The following is a 21,205-nucleotide window of genomic DNA, read 5'->3' as shown; positions in this document are numbered from 1 at the left end:
GCCGTTGAAATTAAAGGATCTCAATCACGGGTGTGATGAGCTTGGCACCGATGGCGATCTCTTCCGCAACAAGGCTTTTTAGGGTCTCCTTACTGCCTTCTTTCATGGTTTCTGCAATCCGTTCACGGATGGAGTGACCATGGGTGAGGCAGTGCGGCATGGCTTTTAGCGCCTCAAACCCTTTGATCGTCAGCACAGCCCCAGTGACTTGGGCTGTGGGTATGACTTCGCCGCTCAGAAACCCGGAGCCGATCAGCCAGCGGACAGTGGCCAGAAAGAATTGCGCGTCGTGGTCAGCGAGTTCCAGCACGTGATCATCACTGCCTGCTGCGGTCTGGACAGGCGCCATGAGCTTGGCTGCGATCAAGTCACAGGGCATTGGAAACTGGGTATACAGCTCATCAAAAACTTTGCCAGTCAGGTGGTTGAATTTATCGATATTGGAAACTGACATGTCACAGGACTCCGATCCATAAGTGCTGAGCGCGAGAAAGTCAAAACAGTGACTGAATCGTAGCCGGTTACGCGTGGCCGTACCTACTTTGTCGTATATATCAGCCTGTGTCACCTCAACCCAAGAGCACCTCTTGTGTCCTTTACCCACAAGCACCTCGACGCTGTTGAGGCGGCCATCGCGCGTGGCTAGAAAACTGTGCGCTACCACGACCGCACCGTGGCATACCGCATGATCGACGAGTTGTTGAGAGCCCGCGACCGGATTGGTGATTCGCGGGTTGCTGCATCCGGGCCGCGCTCAAAAGTGCTGCGGCTCTCCCGCGCAGGCAAAGGACTTTATCGACGCCGTGTTGCACATGGCCGGTACCGGTTCGGGGAATGAAGCGATTCCCGCCGCCGAACAAGCGGCCAAAGTCCGGCTGACAGCCTTCAACCGATCGAGCGCTGTCGTGCGCAGGAGGTGCCGTTGCGCCTGCTGGGTGATTATCGCGGCTATTTGATGACCGATGATTACGCAGGCTATAACGCTTTGGCGTTGCAACCGGGTGTTGAACATTTGCCGTGTATGGCTCCTGTACCCTGCAAATTGGTCAATTCGATCCAGATTCCTGTTTCTTCGCTAGCCGAGCCCAAAGAGCGTTGATAGTTTGGTTCAGTAGGCCTGGCAGGGGCGGTGTCGGTCGTCGGGAAGGGCGGCCATTGTTATTGGGTTTGTCGTTGCGTATTAGCGTGACAACGTTCAAGTGTCTATTAGCCTTTTTGCGGGAAGCGACAACCTTGGAATTAAGACAACTGCGTTATTTCGTAAAAATCATTGAGCATGGCAGTTTAGGGCGTGCAGCACTCGAGTTGGACGTAGGCGTGTCGGCTCTCAGTCAGCAGATTTCCAAGCTCGAAAGCGAGTTGTGCACCCGCCTGTTGAACCGCACCACAACGGGCGTGACGCCTACCAGCGCTGGATTTGCATTTTTACACCATGCCCAACTGACCCTGCGCCAAGCGGAAAACGCCATCATGGCAGCACATCGCGGGCGTATGAGTGGTTATGTCAGTGTTGGTCTGCCACCTACTACCGCGACGGTACTCGCTCTGCCATTGATCAACGCCATGCGTACCCGGTATCCGGACATTCAACTCCATTTAGTGGAAATGCTCTCCGGACACTTGGCAGGCCAGTTAAACGCCAGGCAGATTGACCTGGCAATTCTGTTCCAGCTCGAAGGAGGTAAACGTTGGAGCGTGACTCCCCTCCTGGATGAGAAGCTGTTTGTTATCGCCTCGCCAACACTACCGCAAGCTCCTCGCGGCGACAGCGTACAGTTAGCCGAATTAGGCGGCTTGCCGTTAGTGATGCCCAGTGTTCAGCATGGGTTACGTTCGGCATTGATGAGCGCATTCGAGCGGGTCGGATTAACCCCCAATGTCATCATGGAGGTGGATGGCCTCGCGGTACTGATGAACGCCGTGCGCGCCGGTCATGCTGCAACGATACAACCCGGTGCAGCAGCTGCATTAAAGAACGAATCAGGACTTTCACTGGTTAAAATCACCGACCCCCATGTGGGCCGCCGTAATCTGCTCGCGACATTGGCTGATGACGAATTGTCTCCGGCGGCCTTGGCAACCCGGCTGGTCATCGTCGATGTCGCACGACAATTGGTTGCCGACAAACAGTGGCCAGGCGCAACCTGGATTGAAGAGATAGACGTGTAACAGCGTGCGCTCAATTACGGCTGCATGAGCGTTGCAAGGACTCAAGGTGTTTAGGAAAACTAAACACCCCGTGTCAAATGCAGCCTTTCGACTATCGGGCTCCCTCTCTATCGTTCCCCCTCACGCAAGGAGCAGTTCGTTCCAGCCTCCTTGCTGATCGAGGAGCGATGATGATTGATGTCTTAATTATAGGGGGCGGCAACGCAGCCTTATGCGCCGCTCTGATGGCGAGAGAAGCTGGCGCCAGCGTGATGCTGCTGGAAGCCTCTCCGAAAATCTGGCGCGGTGGAAACTCCCAGCACACGCGTAATCTGCGGTGCATGCACGACCAGCCGCAGGATGTATTGATCGACGCCTATCCGGAAGAAGAATACTGGCAAGACTTGTTGAAGGTCACCGGCGGTCTTACTGATGAGAAGCTTGCACGCATTGCCATTCGGGCATCCTCTTCTTGCCGAGATTGGATGCGCTCACATGGGGTGCATTTTCAGCCACCTCTGTCAGGCGCGCTGCATGTGGCGCGCACCAATGCTTTTTTTATGGGTGGCGGCAAGGCGCTGGTGAATGCGTACTTTCGCAGCGCTGAACGGTTGGGTGTGAAAATCCGGTACAACGCTCAAGTCACCGACATTGAACTGGACGACGGAAAATTCGTCGCGGCCCACATTGGCGAGCACCAAGTCGACGGTCAGCGCGTCGCCGCAGAACGTATCGAGGCCCGGGCCTGCGTGTTGGCTGCTGGTGGTTTCGAATCCAATCGTGAGTGGTTACGCGAAGCCTGGGGCCAGAACGAGCGCGGTGAATGGCCTGCCGACAACTTTCTGATCCGCGGCACCCGATTCAACACCGGTATTTTGCTGCGGCGCATGCTTGATCTTGGCGCTGACGTAATCGGCGATCCGACCCAAGCACACATGGTCGCTATCGATGCCCGCGCGCCACTCTACGACGGCGGTATCTGTACCCGAATCGATTGTGTATCACTGGGGGTCGTGGTCAATCGTGACGGCGAACGTTTCTACGACGAAGGTGAGGATTTCTGGCCCAAACGTTATGCAATCTGGGGGCGCTTGGTCGCAGGACAACCAGGGCAGCAGGCCTACTCGATTATCGATCAACAAGCCATCGGGCGCTTCATGCCTCCCGTCTTCCCTGGGACGACTGCCAATACCCTGCAAGAACTTGCTCGTAAATTGAAGTTGCCAGAAGAACAATTCGTCAAGACCGTAGAGGATTACAACAACGCCTGCCGCGTCGGCACGTTCGATCACACGGTACTGGACGACTGTCACACCCACGGATTGACTCCGGCCAAAACGCATTGGGCGCGGCCATTGGTGAAACCGCCTTTCTACGCCTACCCACTCAAACCCGGTGTCACATTCACCTACCTAGGTCTTGCCACCGACGAAACCGCCGCCGTGCACTTCAACGGAGAAGCGAGTCCCAACCTGTTCGTAGCCGGAGAAATGATGGCCGGCAATGTATTGGGTAAGGGCTACACCGCAGGTATCGGCATGGCCATCGGTACAGCATTCGGTCGTATAGCCGGTGTACAAGCGGCCGCCGCTGTGGGCTTTGGCGCTTCATCTGTAAATACGGAGTCTTCCCATGCAACTGTTTGATCCCAAAGCATCGGGCGACTTGATCCCGCTGCTGAATCTTGACGAAAGTGAAGTCCAGAGGCAGATGACCATCTGCAATGCCTGTCGTTATTGCGAAGGCTTCTGCGCGGTGTTTCCGGCAATGACCCGGCGCCTGGAGTTCAACCAGGCGGACATCCATTACCTGGCAAACCTTTGCCACAACTGTGGTGCGTGCTTGCACGCCTGTCAGTACTCCGCCCCGCATGAATTCAATGTCAATGTGCCCAAGGCAATGGCCAAGGTCCGCCTTGATACTTACGCCGAGTACGCATGGCCGCGGGTGATGGGCCAGTTGTATCAGCGAAACGGTATGACCCTGGCGCTGGCTTCGGGAGCAGGCCTGGCATTGTTTCTATGTCTCACGCTGATGGTCATGGGAAACCTATTCGGCACGGTTGCGGCGGGTAACTTCTACAGCATCTTCCCGCACAACACCCTGGCGTTGATGTTCGGCGCAGTGTTTGGCTTTTCGGTGCTCGCGTTAACCATTGGCGTGCGACGTTTCTGGCGCAACGTCTCACCTGTGGCGGCTTCTCTGCCAGTAAGAGCGTCCGCGGCAGTGGAAGCAACGGCTAGCGTCGCAAAGCTCAAATATCTGGACGGTGGTCATGGTAAAGGCTGCAACAACGCCGACGATCAATTCACCCTCTGGCGGCGTCGCTTCCACCACCTCACCTTCTACGGTTTCATGCTGTGCTTCGCCGCTACGGGTGTGGCCACGCTTTTTCACTATGTGCTGAATTGGTCGGCACCTTATCCGATCTTCAGTTTGCCGGTGATGTTGGGCTTTGTCGGTGGTATCGGTTTGCTGATCGGCCCGGCAGGTCTGCTCTGGCTGAACCTGCACCGCAACCCCGCGCACGGTGACGAGAAGCAGAAACCTATGGATCGCGGTTTCATTGCGTTGCTGTTTTTGGTTAGCGCAAGCGGCCTGGCTCTTTTGGCGCTTCGAGAAACCAGCGCCTTGGGCTTGATGCTGGCTATTCATCTCGGTCTGGTCATGGCCTTTTTCCTGACCATGCCCTACAGCAAGTTCGCCCATGGAATCTTCCGCAGCGCAGCGCTGCTCAAACACGCCATTGAGAAACGCCAACCCAATCCGGTCGTTGCTGGCAACGACTAACGGCTTAAGCACTCATTCCAAAAACAATAGTGAGCATAACGGCAGCCATGATGAAAACGACTACGGCCACAACTCGCACTAAGGGGTCCAAGCTAGGGGCCATTTTTCGGGTCACCAGCGGTAACTTTTTAGAACAGTTCGATTTCTTTCTTTTCGGGTTCTACGCAACTTACATCTCTCAGACCTTCTTTCCAGCAACCAGCGAATTTGCGTCGCTAATGATGACCTTTGCGGTGTTCGGCTCTGGATTCCTGATGCGTCCGTTGGGAGCAATCGTACTGGGTGCATACATCGACAAGGTTGGCCGTCGTAAGGGGCTGATCGTGACACTGTCGATTATGGCCGCTGGTACGGTGTTGATCGCCCTGGTGCCGGGCTACGCCAGCATTGGCATCGCAGCACCGATTCTGGTGTTGCTGGGCAGGCTGCTGCAAGGCTTCTCTGCCGGTGCAGAGATGGGCGGTGTTTCTGTGTATCTTGCGGAAATTGCGACGCCCGGCCACACCGGCTTCTACACCAGTTGGCAATCGGCCAGTCAGCAGGTTGCAATCGTCGTCGCGGCCGCGCTTGGATACACCATCAACGCTACGATGCAGGTCGCTGAAATAGCCGACTGGGGCTGGCGCATTCCTTTTTTTATTGGCTGCGTCATTATCCCGTTCATCTTCATTATCCGCCGCTCACTTGAAGAAACGACGGCATTCGCTGCACGCCTGCACCGTCCAACCACGCGAGAAGTATTTCGCTCGATGCGTGACAACTGGCGCACCGTGCTTGCGGGCGGATTGCTAGCCTCCATGACCACCACCACGTTCTACTTGATTACGGTCTATACCCCAACGTTTGGTAGAACTGTGCTGAACCTGAGCACCACCGATAGCCTGGTGGTCACGTTGCTGGTTGGCGTCAGTAACTTTTTCTGGTTACCAATAGGCGGCGCGCTTTCCGATCGCATAGGCCGTCGCCCCCTGCTTCTAGCGATCTCCCTGCTGTGCCTCTTGACCTCCTATCCCGCAATGCACTGGTTAGCAGAGGCGGCTAGTTTCGAACGATTGCTTGCCGTCCTTCTGTACTTCTCATTCTTTTTCGGTATTTACAATGGCGCTATGGTTGCAGCATTAACTGAGGTGATGCCTCAGAACGTACGAGTGGTTGGCTTCTCGCTGGCGTTCAGTCTGGCAACTGCTTTGTTTGGCGGTTTCACCCCGGCAATCTCGACCCTGCTTGTCCAGGCCACAGGGGATAAAGCATCTCCAGCCTACTGGCTTATGTTCGCGGCAATGTGCGGCTTTACCGCGACAACGATTCTGTATCGCAAGCAAAAAATATTAGCGGTCAAACTCGTCTAATTCCCGCTTGATAGCTGTCGCTGCTACTCGGTAGCGACAGTGCGTGAGCCGCTGCTTGGGATTGTCATCAGTCGTATCAACGAGGTTGCCGTGCGAAATGCTGGGATACCCCCATACGCCCGGTGACTACCGAAGTGCCCCGGGCTGATCAACTGACTGTGTCAGACTTGAACCCATTGCTGGGTGGAAGTCGACGTGTAGGGTCAATGCGCAATTCCTGCAATGTACCCAGCCGGATTCGGTCAGGGATCACTCAGGTGCATATTCCCATTCTGTTCAAGAGGATGCATGCAACCAGGTCAGTGCTCCCACCAGCATTGCTTCCAATCCGGTCTGAAGAGTAGGGTGAATCTGTGGGTTAAACTTCGATGAATGATTAGAGGGAATCAGATTAATGTTGCCGCTTGACAAGGCCTGCTGCCATATCGACTTTTCGGTACTTCCCACGAACCAGAAAACGTAGGGAACCTTCCACTCTCGCCCGAAAATACTAAAGTCTTCGCTGGCCGATGCCGGTTCGGTTTCATATGAGCGATCAGCGAAGTGATCATCAAAAGCCTGCGCCAGTTTGGCGGTGGCGACAGCGTCGTTTTCAGTGACTGGATAACTGTCAATGGTCGTGAATTCCGGCGGGTGGTCAGCGTTGGAGGCTTGGCATTCCGCGCTGCAGATCCTATGCACAGAGTCGAGCATCCTGCGCCGCACATTTTCATCATAAGTGCGCATGTTCAGTTTGATGACCGCGTCATCCGGAATAATATTTTCCTTGGTCCCAGCCTGCAGAGCGCCAATGGTTAGAACCCCGCTTTCCAGAGGCGATAATTCACGGGAGACAATAGTTTGCAAGCGCATGACAGTTGCTGCCGCCATGACCACGGGATCAATTGAATTCTGTGGCATGGAGCCGTGGGCACCGCGGCCATACAGTTTGATATGCAGGCTGTCTCCAGCCGCCAGAATAGCCCCGGCACGATGCCCAACCGTACCCGCTTCACCCACCATGACGTGTTGTCCCAAAATGATGTCCGGCTTTGGGAAGCGATCAATCATCCCGTCGTCGATCATCGCCTTGGCTCCCTTCCCGGTCTCTTCGCCCGGCTGAAAGACCAGCATCAAGGTACCGCACCATAAGTCACGATGATCCGCCATCAGTTGTGCGGTGCCCATCAGCCACGTCACGTGCAGGTCGTGACCACACATATGGGATACGTCCACCGTTTCCCCGTCAGCATTTTTTCCTTTCTTTTGACTGGCAAAAGGCAGCCCCGTCTTTTCGGCCATTGGCAAGGCGTCCATGTCGGCGCGTAGCATGACCGTGGGGCCTTCACCATTTTTCAATAGGCCGACCACGCCGGTTACACCAACCTGTTCGTGGACTTCATACCCTAACTTCTTGATAAACGAGGCCGCTATGCCCGCCGTGCGGATTTCCTGCATTGAAAGCTCAGGATGGGCGTGGAGGTCTTTGTATATCGCCTCCAGGTTCGGCAGCACCTTGCCAATATCGGCGGACATTTTTGACATGCGTTCTTTACGAGCCAAATGTTCCATCTACCCCTCCAGTCAAGCTAATAGTTACAAGACGGTATGTCTCTTTGCCTACAAGTCATTCTGTGACGTTACAGCCGATATGTGTTGACTATGGGTCGGCTCAGGAATTTTTTTTTATCGCGGGCAGGTTCCATTGGTATTTCAGCGACAGCATTCGTATCAGGGTGCATGCCGCAATGGCAGCCCAGGGCGCCACGTGATGATTAATCACCTGTAACTCGCCCAGTAGCTGGATCAGCGCTCCCAGCAGCGCCGCCGATGCGTAGATTTCCTTGGTCAATACCACGGGGACACGACCGAGCAGTACGTCCCTGATAATGCCGCCGCCCACGGCAGTAATCACACCCAACAGCAGGGCCAGTTCTATATTCGGTACGTGGGCATAGACTTTGTGGACGCCGAATGCAGCAAAAAAACCCAGCCCTACGGCGTCGAAGAACAACGTGGGTTGAGCCAGCTTAAGTAACAGATGCTGGAAAAAGGCGGCCAAGGCGACCGCCAGTGCAACGACGCTCAGATACTCAAGGTTGATGAGGCCGGCGGGGGGGAGGGCGCCAATGCACAGATCACGAATCACCCCGCCGCCGCAGGCTGTCACAAAGGCTGTGACCATAACCCCAAAAATATCCAGTTTTCGATCAATGGCCGCCACCGCACCACTCAGGGCAAAGACGAACGTCCCCATGAGATCAATGACAAAGAACATCTCATTTTCCATCGTTGTTACCTAGCAGAGGAGCCTTGGGAGGTAGGGGCGTTGTAAGGGTTATAGTCCGAAATAATCCTGCCGTCATGGCATTTTTGGGTGCGGATTCTACCGCCCAAAGCTACATACCACAGGACAATTCTTTCGAGCTGAGAATGAACCTTAAGGTGGCGGTTCCCCAGGGCATGGGGCTGGATGTGTTAACCGATAAACCAGTTACCTATAAAGTCGGGGGGTGAGTCACCTGTCACCGGTGCGAGTATTTATCATGAGGGCAAGCTGCTGCACCCTGATGATGAGATTTTAATCGTGCCTCAATTTTTTCCGCAAATAGCTCTGCCTGGTTGTGTTGTCCACACCGAGCTATTTTCTTTGCGAGCATTCGCAACAGTGGGTCATGTTGCTGCCAAGGGGCGCAGTCGGGACGTTTGCAGTCTGTGACGCAGCGCAGCTCCCGACCGACAGTTGATGTTGAATTTGCTCATCATTGTTGTCCGCGCAATGCATTGGCAACGAGTGAAAAGGCAGGTGAGGGTTGTCGACGACTGGGGTAATACAAGTAGTACCCAGAAAACGGTGGACACCAATCCTCCAATACCCGCATCAGCCTGCCTTCGCTAAGGTGCGGCTCGAACTCTTCCTCAGGCAGGTAAGCGATGCCCAGCCCGGCCAATGCCGCCTCCACGATATGGCTCGAGGTGTTGAAAATCAGTTGGCCGTTGACGCGCACATTCACCTGTTTGTCTCGCTGCTCAAAATCCCACACATAGAGCCCGCCTGATGTCTGCATGCGTTGGTTGATACACCTATGGTTTATCAAGTCGCGCGGATTTTCGGGAACGCCACGCGTGGCAAAGTACGCTGGCAAGGCCACCACAGCCATCCGCAAGGGTGGGCCTATAGGGACTGCGATCATGTCTTTGTCGATGGTGTCGCCTAGGCGTACGCCGGCATCAAACCGATCTGCCACGATGTCCCTGAATCCGTAATTGACGTCGAACTCAACGTTGATGTCCGGGTATTCGTGAAGCAGAGCAGAGAGTTTGGGCAGCAACGTGGTGCGCAAAACATGATCACCGCAGGTGATACGCACGGTGCCCGCAGGCTTGTCGCGCATGTGCGTCAGATTATCCAGCTCTGCCTCGATCTCATCGAAGCGATTACCGATCGCTTGTATTAACCGCTCGCCTGCGACGGTTGGCGAGACGCTGCGGGTGGTACGCGTGAGCAGCCTTATTTGCAGGCGTGCCTCCAGACCGCTAATGGCCTGACTCAACGCAGACTGACTAACACCCAGCACCCCAGCGGCTCGGGTGAAGCTGCCTTCGCGCGCTACCGTCACGAAAGACAGCAGATCGTTGAGGTTTCTTTTAGCCATGGTGCAGGGTCCCGTTTGCGGCAATTGATTAGCTGTACTTATAGCCTTGTTAAGCATTTATTAGCTAGTCGCGTGAGTATTCGCTCGTCACCATGAGCGACATGACGACACGTGACGGCGAGGCACCGATGGGCACTGTTTCCACCTGCAACGAGGCACCCGCCTACTGGAGCGGCGTCTTTGCAATGACGCTGTGTGTGTTTGCCCTGATTGCTTCGGAGTTCATGCCAGTCAGTCTGCTGACGCCGATGGCTGTTGACCTGCAAGTCTGCGAAGGGATGGCAGGGCAAGGTATTGCCATTTCAGGAGTGTTTGCTGTGCTGACCAGCCTGTCGATCTCCTGGGCAACCCGACGTCTCGACCGAAAGTTACTGCTATTGGCGTTGGCCGGGTTGATGGCTGTCTCGGGCGCGATAATCGGGCTGGCCCCCAATTACCCGACTTATATGATCGGTCGTGCGCTCATCGGCGTGGTCATCGGTGGTTTTTGGTCGATGTCCGCAGCGACCGCCATGCGCTTGGTGCCCACCCCACAAGTGCCGAAGGCACTGGCCATCTTCAATGGCGGCAACGCATTGGCCACTGTGATTGCCGCACCGCTGGGCAGCTATCTGGGCTCGATAATTGGCTGGCGCGGCGCTTTTTTATGCATGGTGCCCCTCGCGGCGGTTGCGCTCATCTGGATGTACAGCAGCCTGCCGGCCATGAAGGTGGAGTCACGCCTGCCAGGCTCCGGGAACGTCTTCAAACTGTTCAAGCGTCGAGCCGTGGCGCTGGGCATGGCCGCGTGCGGGGCCTTTTTCATGGGGCAGTTTGCGCTGTTCACCTATCTGCGGCCTTTCCTGGAAACGGTAACACGTGTTGATGTATCCACGTTGTCGTTGATCTTGCTGGTGATCGGTGCCGCTGGCTTCATCGGCACCCTGATCATTGGCCGATTTCTCAGGGGCGGTCTGTTCCGAGTATTGATAGCAATTGCGGCCTTGATGGCGTTGATCGCCCTGGCACTGATCCCTTTTGGAAGCTCGACCCTTGTGGTAACTGTGTTGTTGGGTTTATGGGGACTGTTGGCGACTGCCGCCCCGGTGGCTTGGTGGAGTTGGATTGCACAAGCCTTGCCAAACAATGCCGAGGCGGGCGGTGGTCTGATGGTGGCAGTGATTCAACTGGCCATTGCGCTGGGCTCTACTATGGGTGGGTTGCTGTTTGATAGTCGCGGCTATCAGAGCACTTTTGTCGCCAGTGCCGTCGTGCTGCTGTTAGCGGCGGCGGTGACCTTGCTGGCGTCACGCTCGGTATCGTCTTAAGCCGCTTAAAACCATCAAACGTCCTGGATGATGTCGCGTCGGTGTGGGAGTGCAGCGCCCGGCATCAGCCAAGCCCTTTGAATGTGGGGATCATGGAGCGCTTGCGTACGCTTGCTACTGCGTAACGAGCCTGCGAACAGCCCGTTCGAAGAGCTCACGGCCGGATTTAATTGTCGCTCCATTCTCTACTGCCACTGCCCATCTTGGGAGTAACGCAATGACTGCCCGCTCATTCAGCTAAAAATGTTGGGTGTATTGCTATAAGCCACTTTTCAAAGTGACTTACTTACCGTTGTTCAAATGAGTAAAAATGTTTACTTAAATCAAGCCCGGTGCAAAACCCAAGCGAGATGATAGTAGTAGGACCGTTGCCGGCATGTGAATGCGCGCGACGATAAAAGCCCCGACTCTCCACGGGTACACACACAAATCTGAAGACTGGCTGCAGGCTCACAGCTCTCTATCATCGCGTGTGTTGGAGGGCTTATTACTACGACCCATTAAGTACGAGTGGGGAATTGAGGTTCGCAATTCGAAGCCTGAGCCTTGATCCGTCTGACGTACCAGCACACACATTTATCGCGTTCGCGAACTATATTTTTCAGTAACTAGCTGATTTATAAAATAATATCTGCGGATCGCAAATCGCCCGTGCCGGTTCGATTCCGGCTTCGGCCTCCACCTTCGAAAATCCTGCAGATTCTGATCTGCGGACTTTTTTATGGGCACGGTAAATCAGGTGGGGCGAGGTTTCGGGGGCCTGTCGAGTGCCTCCGTTGCTTTCGTCATCGCGCTGCGTGTCACTGGGCGGGAAGTCATCGCGCAGAGCTCAAGACGTTTTCCCTCATGACACAGATCGAGTATTATTCAAAACTTATGTAGGAATTTTCCTAAGAAAATTACGTCAATAGATCTTATTCGTTCAGTGTGCGCAGCAAGTAGTCGCAGATATATCGACAACATCCAGGCGACGCTACACAACTTGCCAGCAATTAACATGCTCGGCATGCCGCCATCGACAGGATGGGATGGTTGTCATGAGTATTTTTAAGGAATGGTTTTGACAAAGCGTAGGCAGGTAGCAATCGTTGGTAATTCTTTCCGTTTTCCCGGTTCCACGGCCAGTAGCTTCTGGCAGAACCTGATGGAAGGGCGAGATCTGGTGACTCAGGTCGATGCCTCACGCTGGGAACATGCCGAATTTTTACATCCTGACAAAGCGAGTCCGGCCTCCACCTATACCTTCGCCTCGGGCTCTCTGGGCGATGTCACCGCTTTTGATGCGGCCTTTTTCAGCATTTCGCCACGCGAAGCCGTGATGATGGATCCGCAACAGCGAATGTTGCTCGAAATGTGCTGGGAAACCTTCGAGAACGCCGGGGTTAAGCCGTCTAGCCTGCGGGGCAGCCATTGTGGCGTTTACCTGGGTATTGCCAGCGTCGAGCAGGCTTACCGCGTCGTCGATGACATGGCGTCCATCGACGCGGCCACGGCCACTGGTAATACCATGAGTATTGCCGCCAATCGTCTGTCCTTCTTTTACGACCTGCGTGGCCCGAGCATGGTCATCGACACTGCGTGTTCGTCTTCACTGGTTGCCTTCCATCAGGCGTGTCAGGCGATTCTCAGTGGTGATATCGACCAGGCTGTGACCGGCGGGATCAGCCTGCACATGCACCCGTTCGGCTTCATGATATTTGCCAAGGCCTCAATGCTGTCGCGTACGGGGCGTTGCCAGTCGTTCGATCAGAACGGTGATGGTTATGCGCGTTCGGAGGGCGGTGGGCTGTTCTTGCTCAAGGACTACGATCAGGCGCTGGCTGATGGCAACCCGATTTTGGCCGTGGTAGCGGCCAGCGCGGTCAATACCGATGGCCGCAAGTCGAGTCTGACGCTGCCCAGCGCTGAAGCTCAGGCGGCGTTGCTTAAAGGTGTCTACGCCAAGGCCGGTATCGCCCCTTCGCAGCTGGACTATCTCGAAGCCCACGGTACGGGAACCGCAGTGGGTGACCCGATTGAGAGTCGGGCCATCGGCGAGTCACTGGGCCAGGCCCGTGGCACGGGTAATCCGCTGCCGATAGGGTCTGTGAAAAGTAACCTTGGGCACCTCGAGGCGGCGTCGGGGGTAGCCGGTTTGATGAAGGCCCTCAATTGCCTGAATGAGCGGATGGTGCCCGCGACCATCGGCGGCGATGCACTCAATCCGACGATTCCGTTTGCCGACCTGAACCTGCAGGTGGTCACCGCCAATCAGCCACTCAAGGCGCAAGGGCAACTGACGGTCGGTATCAACTCTTTCGGATTTGGTGGCGCCAACGCTCACGTTATTTTGCAAAGTGCCGAGCCTGTCGCTGCCTCCCGCGAGTCAACGCCAGTGCGTCGCCTGCCGTTGATGCTCAGTGCCAAAGACGCAGCAGGCTTGCGTGCGACGGCTCAGGCTTACGCTGATTATCTGGCATCCAGGCCTGAGGCCGATTTTTACGACGTCGCCTATCAAGCCCTGTTTCGCCGTGATGCCCACTCCCATCGCCTGCTGTTGATTGGCTCCGATTGTGCCGAAGCTGCGCAGGCTCTGGCCGACTACGCCCAGGATCCGAGCCTGAGCGAATTGAGCTCAGTTGTCGAGGCAGGTCAGGCGCTGGACAGCGCCGAGGGCCCGGTCTTTATCTATTCGGGCAACGGTTCGCAATGGCAAGGTATGGGCCGTGCGATGCTCGGCGACCCTGTTTTTGAGCTGGCCGTGGCCGAAGTCGATGCACTGTTCCAGCCATTGGCCGGTTATTCGTTGCGGGCCGAGCTGTTGGGTGAAAACGGCGACGACAGATACGTGCGTACCGAGATCGCTCAGCCTGCGCTGTTTGCCTTGCAAGTGGCAGTCACCCGCGTGCTGGCGGCGCAAGGTTTTCATCCGTGCGCAGTAATCGGTCACAGCGTCGGCGAAGTAGCGGCGGCATGGGCCAGTGGTGCCCTGAGTCTGGAAGATGCGACTCAAGTCATTTTCCATCGCAGTCGTCTGCAAGGGCTGACCCGTGGTACTGGCCGCATGGCCGCTGTCGGCCTCTGCGCCGAAGCGACCGCGGCAGTGCTGATGGAGCTGGGGCTGGACCAACAACTGGTGATCGCGGGAGAAAACAGCACCCGTGGCGCCACAGTGGCCGGTCCGCTTGAAGCCTTGACTCAACTGGAGCAAGTGCTGAGCGAGCGCCAAGTGTTTATCCGCCTGCTGGATCTGGATTACGCTTTCCACTCCCCGAGCATGAACCCTATAGAGCAGCAAGTGATTGCTGATCTGGCGCACATTCGTCCACGTAGTACCACACTGCCGTTTTATTCCACCGTGATCGGCGCAGAGCTGGACGGTGAGAGTCTGGATAGCCACTACTGGTGGCAGAACATTCGTATGCCTGTGTTGTTCCAGGGCGCGATGGATGCACTGGTTGCGCAGGGCTTTAACCTGTTTGTCGAGGTGGGTCCGCACCCGATTTTGCGCGCCTATGTCGCGGATGCACTGACGAGCGCTGAGCGCCCAGGCCAAGTGATTGCCACATTGTTGCGCAAGGACAACAGCGTTTTCCTGCTGGAACGCAGCGTTGCCAAACTGCTGATTGCCGGTGCGCAACCGCAGTGGCAAACGCATTTTCCGGTCACCGGGCGCCACGTGAATCTGCCGAACTACAGCTGGCAGCGCGAACATTTCTACCTGCCGGTCAGCGCCGAGTCGCTCGGGGTACTGCAACGCAAGCGTGTACACCCTTTGTTGGGTCACTTGCTGCCTGATAGTGCGCTGACTTGGGAAAATCGCCTCGATACCCAATTGTTCCCTAGTTTGGGCGATCACAAGGTCGGTGAAGCTGTTCTGTTTCCGGGCGCCGGCTTTAGCGAATTGGCGCTGGCGGCGGCCTTGCAGCACCAGCCGGGCGAGTTCGTCGACATCGAAGAACTGGAAATACATAACCCGCTGCTGCTCAGTCATGACGGCAGCAAAAAAATCCGGATCAATATCGAGCCGGCTGATGGCTCTTTGCACATTGCCTCCCGCGGCTATGCCCAGCACGAAGAATGGGTACAGCACGTGGTGGCGCGTCTTCCCGGTGAAGCCCGAGGCGTGATGCTGAGCGGGCGTGCACCTGCCTTGCCGTCACGCCCGGCGGACTTTACCGGTGCACAGCATTTGGCGCTGACCTGTGCCGTGGGCCTGAACTACGGCCCGGCCTATCAAACCGTCGCGGCAGTGTGGGTCGAGCCGGCGCGCATCCTCGCGCAATTGAGCGTGCCTGAGGTTATTCGCCCTGAAATGGACGACCTGTATGTGCACCCTGCATTGCTGGATGGCGCGTTCCAGCTGATTACCGAATTGCTGGTGGGCCAGCCTGGCACTAACAAGGGGTTGGCGTTTATTCCGGTTAAGCTGGGGCGTATCGCCTACGCTAAGGCGGGTGGCATACCGTGCCTGGCCGAGGTGCGCCAACTCAAACGCACAGAGCATTCGTTGCTGGTGGATTTCACCCTGTTCGACGCCACTGGCGCTGCCGTGTTGGCGATAAAGGACGCGCGTTTCCGCGGCGTGCGTCTGCAGCGTGACCGCAACGGTGATATCAAGCACATGGCCCACGTGGGCATTGCTTCTCCTGGTCAGGTCACTCCGGTGCAGCGAGCGGCCATCGACAGCTCGCCGCTACTGACGCATTTTCAGACGCTGGGTGATGAGCCTGCGCAGCTGCGTTACCTGAACGAAGTCGAGCCATTGCTGGATGTGTTGTGCGCAAGTTTTGTGCAGGACCTGATCGAGCAGGCGGGGGGGCAGCTGAGCGCTGAGCAAATAACCCTGTGGTCGCAACAGGATGGCGTTTCCAGTCACTATCTGAGCACCTTGCTGCGCCATGGCCTGGAAGACGGCAGCCTGAGCCGCGATGCCAGCGGCAGCGTAAGCATCGTAGACACCGGCGAGCGTCCTGCCAGTCAAGCTATTTGGCAAGAACTGTTCCAGAGCTATCCGGAGCATTTTCAACTGATTCATTCGGTGGGCCGCATCGGTCGCCATTTGCGAGCATTGCTGGACGGGCAACAGACCCTTGAGCAGTTGCTGCCCCGCGAAACCAGTGGCGCCAATCTGATGCGACTGGTGCTGGGTTCGGTTGGCCAACAGCGTTTGTTGGCCGGTATCCGCGATACCCTCGCGCAGCGCCTGGCGGCGTTGCCTGACGGGCAGCGTCTTCGGGTACTGGAGATGGGCCTGGGCGGGCAGTCATTTGCCGAGTCACTGTACGCCGGGATCGATTTTGATCGTGTCGATTACAGCTATTGCGTGGAAGACCCAGAGTTGGCGCAGATGCTGCGGGCAGATTGCCCGGCGCTACAGCTGATTGACTTTGCTCAACTGAGTGCTGCCAGCCATTTTGACTGGGTGCTGGTGCCCAGCGATCTGGCGGCTCTGGATGCCGTTGGCGAGGCGTTGCGTCAGGCTGCAAGCCATCTCAACCCGCATGGCGAGGTGGCGGTGCTGGCGCAGCACCCGACGCGCTGTGCTGACTTTGTGTTCGGTGCCCGGAGTGACTGGTGGCTGGAAGGTCCTGAACAGGCCTTGTCGCGTCAGCAGCGTCCGTCATTCTGGCAAGTTGAACTGCAACGTCACGGATTGACCCTGACCCACACCCTTGAGGCGTTGCCGGGCAATGCCTGTGGCAGCTATCTGTTGCTGGCCGGCAAAGGCGACACGACGGGCAACGTTGCCCCTGAAGTTGCTGTGCAGCATTGGGCGCTGCTGGCTGAACACCCGCACGCGGGCGTTGAAGAACTGGTCGATAGCTTGCGTGAGCAAGGCCAGGTGGTAAGCCTGCTGGCGCCGGGCGATGCCCATGCCGTGGCGCAGCAATTGCTTGCGCTGGCTCAGGCCCCTCAACAGGTGGTGCATGTGGCCGGGCTTGATGCGGCGCAGGGGTTGGACGCACAAGGTGCCCGCTGCATGCAGGCGGCTGCGCTGGTTCAGGCTTGCGAGTCGTTGGCTATGGCCCCGACTTGCTGGCTGCTTAGCCGTGGTGCGGCCGGTCACTGGTACGGTGCCGAACCCGCATCGGATGTGAACGCCATTGCTGATGCGGCCTTCTGGGGCTTTGGCCGGACCTTGGCCAATGAGTCTGCAAGCTGTCGCATCCGCCTGCTGGACCTGGCACTCAACGCGCCTTTGGTCAGCTTGATCCCTGCGTTGCTGCATGCCGATGCCGAAACCGAAATGGCAATCACCGCTGACGGTCAACGCTATGTGCCGCGCCTGCGGGTTCTGGCGGAGCATGCCCAGGCAGTAGAGGCCAAGGACACGCGAATCAGCCTGGGCTTTGATTTGCCAGGTCAATTGCGCAATCTGCGTTGGGAAGTACGCGATCGAGCTGTGCCGGCCGTGGACGAGCTGGATATCGCCGTGCGCGCCACGGGTCTGAACTTCCGTGACGTAATGTTTGCATTGGGGCTGTTGTCCGATGAAGCCATCGAAAACGGCTTCTCTGGCCCAACCCTGGGGTTTGAATTTTCCGGTGTGGTGCAAGGCAAGGGCGCTGAGGTCCTGGGTGATTTTGCGCCCGGCGACCGGGTCGTAGGCTTTGGTCCTTGCAGTTTTTCAAACCGTCTGGTGACCAACGCCAACGCGGTGGCGAAAATCCCGGCAGGCATGTCGTTTGAAGCGGCTGCGACTATTCCGAGTACGTTCTTCACCGTGTACTACGCGTTGCATTACTTGGCACGTCTGGAACCGGGCGAAAAAGTCCTGATCCACGGTGCTGCGGGTGGTGTCGGTATTGCCGCGATTCAAATTGCCAAATGGTGCGGTGCCGAGATTTACGCCACCGCCGGCAGTGACGAAAAGCGCGACTTCCTGCGCTTGCTGGGCGTCGAGCACATTTTCGATTCGCGCTCGCTGGCGTATGCCGATGAAGTGCTGGCGGTGACCGGCGGACGTGGTGTCGACGTGGTGCTCAACTCGTTGGCAGGTGAGGCGATCAACCGTAATCTGCGCGTCCTTAAACCGTTCGGCCGCTTCCTGGAATTGGGCAAGCGCGACTTCTACCAGAACACCCGTATCGGATTGCGACCGTTCCGCAACAACATCAGCTACTTCGGCATCGACGCTGATCAGCTGATGAGCGAGCGTCCTGACCTGACCCGACGCCTGTTCGGGAACATGATGGCGTTGTTCGAGCAAGGCATCCTGCACCCGCTGCCGTACCGCGAGTTCGACGCCAATCAAGTGGTTGAAGCGTTCCGCTACATGCAGCAGGCACGTCAGATCGGCAAGATCGTCGTGACCTATAGCAACCCTATCGAGCACTTGGTGGAAACCCGCGCCCAGCCTGCCAGGGGTTTGCAACTCAGTGGCGAAGCGACTTACCTGATCACGGGCGGGGTCGGTGGCTTCGGCCTGCGTACCGCGCAGTGGCTGGTGGACAAGGGCGCACGGCATCTGGTGCTGCTGGGCCGCCGTGGTGCGGCCAGCCTTGAAGTCCAGCCAAGCCTGGCCCTGTGGCACGCGCAAGGCATCGATGTACAGGCGGTGGCGTGCGACATCACCGATGAAGCTCAGTTGCGCAGTGTATTTGAGCGCATCGCAGCCAGTCCGTACCCGTTACGGGGCTTGGTGCACGCAGCCACCGTCATTGATGACAGCCTGATCCGCAATCTCGACGCCGAGCAGTTGCAGCGCGTGCTGGAACCCAAGGCCAAGGGGGCGCAATACCTGCACCAACTGACCCGTGAGCTGGCGCTGGACTTTTTTGTGCTGTTCTCCTCGGCCACCACTCTGTTCGGCAACCCCGGGCAGGCTAACTACGTGGCGGCCAACCATTGGCTTGAAGCACTGGCCCGATATCGCCGTGCTCAAGGGCTGGCGGCCACCGCCGTGCTGTGGGGCGCAATCGACGATGTAGGTTTTCTCGCCCGCAACGAGCAGATCAAGGATGCGCTGCAAAGCCGTATGGGCGGCGCTGCGCTGCGGGCCGAAGTCGCGTTGTCGCATCTGGAGCAGATGTTGCTCAACGGCGATGACGGCACCGGTGTGCTGGAGCTGGAGTGGAAAGCGTTGTCGCGTTTCCTGCCAAGCGCTGCGTCCCCGCGTTTCCTGGAGCTGGTGCGCGCCCACGGCGGTGATCAGGACGACGATAACGACGCCGAAGACATTCAGCGCATGCTCGTCGAGCTCGACGATGCCCAGCTGCTGGAGCGCTTTGCTGAACTGCTCAAGCACGAAGTCTGTGAAATCTTGCGCCTGCCGGCAGCGCGCCTGGATACACAGCGACCGTTGCAGGAGCTGGGCCTGGACTCCTTGATGAGTGTCGAACTGATCGTGGCACTGGAAGAGCGCTTTGGCGTTCGCCTGCCGGTCATGGAACTCAGCGAAAGCTCCAGCATAGACAAGCTCAGCGTGCGTATTTTGAGCCTGCTGCGCGGTGAGGCCCCGGCCAACGAGTCGTCGGAACCTGCAGCGCTGGCCGAAAGTGTATTGGCTATTCACGGCACGCACCTGACCCACGAACAAGTGGCCGAAGTGGTCGAAAGTGCTGCAACACCTAACCGTTTGATTCAGTGAGTGATACCTGCTTGAGTGAGATAAGTGCAAAAACACCCGGAGGCCTGAGCGGGGGTATCAAGCAGCGGTTGATCCAGCAAGCACTTGAGCGCCGTCGCAACGCCACAGCAGGCAGCGATGGCGTGACCCTTGAGCAAGCGCAGCAGGCGGCACTAAAAGTTCCCGAGGCGTTTTACCAGTTTGATCAGTATCCCGGCTATCAGCAGATGCAGTTCATGCAACAAAGTGCAGCCCGCATGGGGTTGGGAAATCCGTTTTTTCGTTTGCATGACGGGCTGGCAGGTGCCAAAACCTGCATTGGCGGCCGCGATTATGTGAACTTCGCGAGCTACAACTACTTGGGCTATAGCGGGCATCCGGCCGTGGCTCAGGCAGCCAAGGACGCGATCGATCGTTACGGCACCTCGGTGTCGGCCAGTCGCGCGGTGTCCGGTGATCGACCGTTGCACCGCGAGCTGGAGCGCGAGCTGGCCAGTCTTTACGAAGTGGATGACGCGGTTGTGTTTGTCAGCGGTCATGCCACTAATGTCACCACCATCGGCTATCTGTTTGGTCCGCGGGATTTAGTCCTGCATGATGAGTTGGTGCATAACAGCGTATTGCAGGGCATACAGCTCTCGGGTGCCCGCCGCCTGAGCTTTGCTCACAATGACTGGCAAGCACTGGACCGGATTCTGGATGAGCAACGCCAGCATTTTGAACGGGTGCTGGTGGTGGTCGAAGGTATTTACAGCATGGACGGTGACTATCCGGACTTGCCGCGGTTCGTCGAGCTCAAGCGCAAGCACAAAATCTTCCTCATGGTCGATGAGGCTCATTCGTTGGGCGTCATGGGCGCGACAGGCAAGGGCATACGTGAGCACTTCGGCCTTGCCGGGGATGACGTAGACATATGGATGGGGACCCTGAGCAAAACTCTCGCCAGCTGTGGTGGCTACATTGCGGGCAATACGGCGCTGGTCGAGCATTTGAAATTTCTGGCGCCGGGTTTTCTCTATAGCGTGGGCATCCCCCCGTCCGTCACGGCGTCGGCCTTGGCGGCGTTGCGTTGCCTGGCCAATGACCATGAGCGAGTACAGGCCGTTCAGGCTCGTGGCCAGCAATTTTTGCAACTGGCCAAGGCGGCCGGGCTGGATACGGCAACCAGTACCGGGCTGGCTGTGATACCGGTTATTACCGGCAGTTCGCTCAAGGCGGGGCAGTTGTCCAGCGCCCTGTTTGAGCGAGGAATCAACGCGCAGCCGATCCTCTATCCCGCGGTGCCGGAGAAAACTGCGCGGGTGCGCTTTTTTGTGTCTTGTGAGCACACCGAAGAGCAGATCAGCCGTACCGTGGCCATCGTGGCTGAAGAGCTGGCGCGTCTGGGCTGAGCTGCCCGATTCCAGCGCCTTCAGACGCTATCGA

Annotated in this window: 11 protein-coding genes and 1 pseudogene; 8 read left to right on the top strand and 4 right to left on the bottom strand. The window is 57.2% G+C overall.

Annotated elements, in window-relative coordinates; translation table 11 throughout:
• Window positions 1-10 precede the first annotated feature (10 nt).
• Window positions 11-664, bottom strand: a complete 654-nt coding sequence (locus tag ACIQYF_RS11165) for a hypothetical protein (protein WP_402860916.1) — start codon at window positions 662-664, stop codon at window positions 11-13.
• Window positions 665-904: 240 nt separating this feature from the next.
• On the opposite strand from ACIQYF_RS11165, the pseudogene ACIQYF_RS11160 reads away from it, so the two are divergent.
• The 5 genes and pseudogenes from ACIQYF_RS11160 to ACIQYF_RS11140 all read left to right on the top strand — a co-directional run.
• A pseudogene (locus ACIQYF_RS11160) lies at window positions 905-1,063 on the top strand (transposase); the annotation flags it as partial.
• 170 nt (window positions 1,064-1,233) lie between these two features.
• Window positions 1,234-2,169 carry a LysR substrate-binding domain-containing protein gene (locus tag ACIQYF_RS11155; RefSeq protein ID WP_402861331.1) on the top strand — a complete coding sequence of 312 codons (936 nt, stop codon included), beginning with the start codon at window positions 1,234-1,236 and terminating at the stop codon, window positions 2,167-2,169.
• 170 nt (window positions 2,170-2,339) lie between these two features.
• Window positions 2,340-3,794, top strand: coding sequence for an FAD-dependent tricarballylate dehydrogenase TcuA (gene tcuA / locus ACIQYF_RS11150; RefSeq protein WP_402860913.1), 1,455 nt, complete (start codon window positions 2,340-2,342; stop codon window positions 3,792-3,794).
• A complete protein-coding gene (gene tcuB / locus ACIQYF_RS11145) occupies window positions 3,781-4,938 on the top strand; it encodes a tricarballylate utilization 4Fe-4S protein TcuB (protein WP_402860910.1) in 1,158 nt (385 codons plus the stop codon). The genes tcuA and tcuB overlap by 14 nt, the downstream gene beginning before the upstream one ends.
• 47 nt (window positions 4,939-4,985) lie before the next feature.
• Window positions 4,986-6,287, top strand: coding sequence for an MFS transporter (locus ACIQYF_RS11140; RefSeq protein ID WP_402860907.1), 1,302 nt, complete (start codon window positions 4,986-4,988; stop codon window positions 6,285-6,287).
• Window positions 6,288-6,563: 276 nt separating this feature from the next.
• Here the strand turns inward: ACIQYF_RS11140 and ACIQYF_RS11135 are convergent, their stop codons facing one another.
• From ACIQYF_RS11135 to ACIQYF_RS11125, 3 genes are all read right to left on the bottom strand, one after another.
• Window positions 6,564-7,838, bottom strand: coding sequence for a M20 family metallopeptidase (locus ACIQYF_RS11135; RefSeq protein WP_402860904.1), 1,275 nt, complete (start codon window positions 7,836-7,838; stop codon window positions 6,564-6,566).
• Window positions 7,839-7,938: 100 nt separating this feature from the next.
• The gene (locus ACIQYF_RS11130; protein ID WP_402860901.1) at window positions 7,939-8,556 is read right to left on the bottom strand and encodes a trimeric intracellular cation channel family protein; all 618 of its coding nucleotides are present in this window, start codon (window positions 8,554-8,556) and stop codon (window positions 7,939-7,941) included.
• Window positions 8,557-9,028: 472 nt separating this feature from the next.
• Window positions 9,029-9,922: a LysR family transcriptional regulator gene (locus tag ACIQYF_RS11125; protein WP_402860898.1), complete on the bottom strand. Its 894-nt coding sequence runs from the start codon at window positions 9,920-9,922 to the stop codon at window positions 9,029-9,031.
• A gap of 101 nt (window positions 9,923-10,023) precedes the next feature.
• On the opposite strand from ACIQYF_RS11125, the gene ACIQYF_RS11120 reads away from it, so the two are divergent.
• From ACIQYF_RS11120 to ACIQYF_RS11110, 3 genes are all read left to right on the top strand, one after another.
• Window positions 10,024-11,229, top strand: coding sequence for an MFS transporter (locus ACIQYF_RS11120; RefSeq protein WP_402860895.1), 1,206 nt, complete (start codon window positions 10,024-10,026; stop codon window positions 11,227-11,229).
• A 1,060-nt stretch (window positions 11,230-12,289) separates the two neighbouring features.
• Entirely contained in the window at window positions 12,290-19,801 is a 7,512-nt protein-coding gene (locus ACIQYF_RS11115; protein ID WP_402860892.1) for an SDR family NAD(P)-dependent oxidoreductase, read from the top strand.
• Window positions 19,802-19,821: 20 nt separating this feature from the next.
• On the top strand, window positions 19,822-21,171 hold the full coding sequence (locus ACIQYF_RS11110; RefSeq protein WP_402861328.1) for an aminotransferase class I/II-fold pyridoxal phosphate-dependent enzyme: 1,350 nt from the start codon (window positions 19,822-19,824) through the stop codon (window positions 21,169-21,171).
• Window positions 21,172-21,205: the final 34 nt, after the last annotated feature.

It is taken from the genome of Pseudomonas sp. NPDC096917 (genome assembly GCF_044762555.1).
Classification (GTDB): Bacteria; Pseudomonadota; Gammaproteobacteria; order Pseudomonadales; family Pseudomonadaceae; genus Aquipseudomonas.
This window is presented reverse-complemented; position numbering and strand designations above follow the sequence as displayed.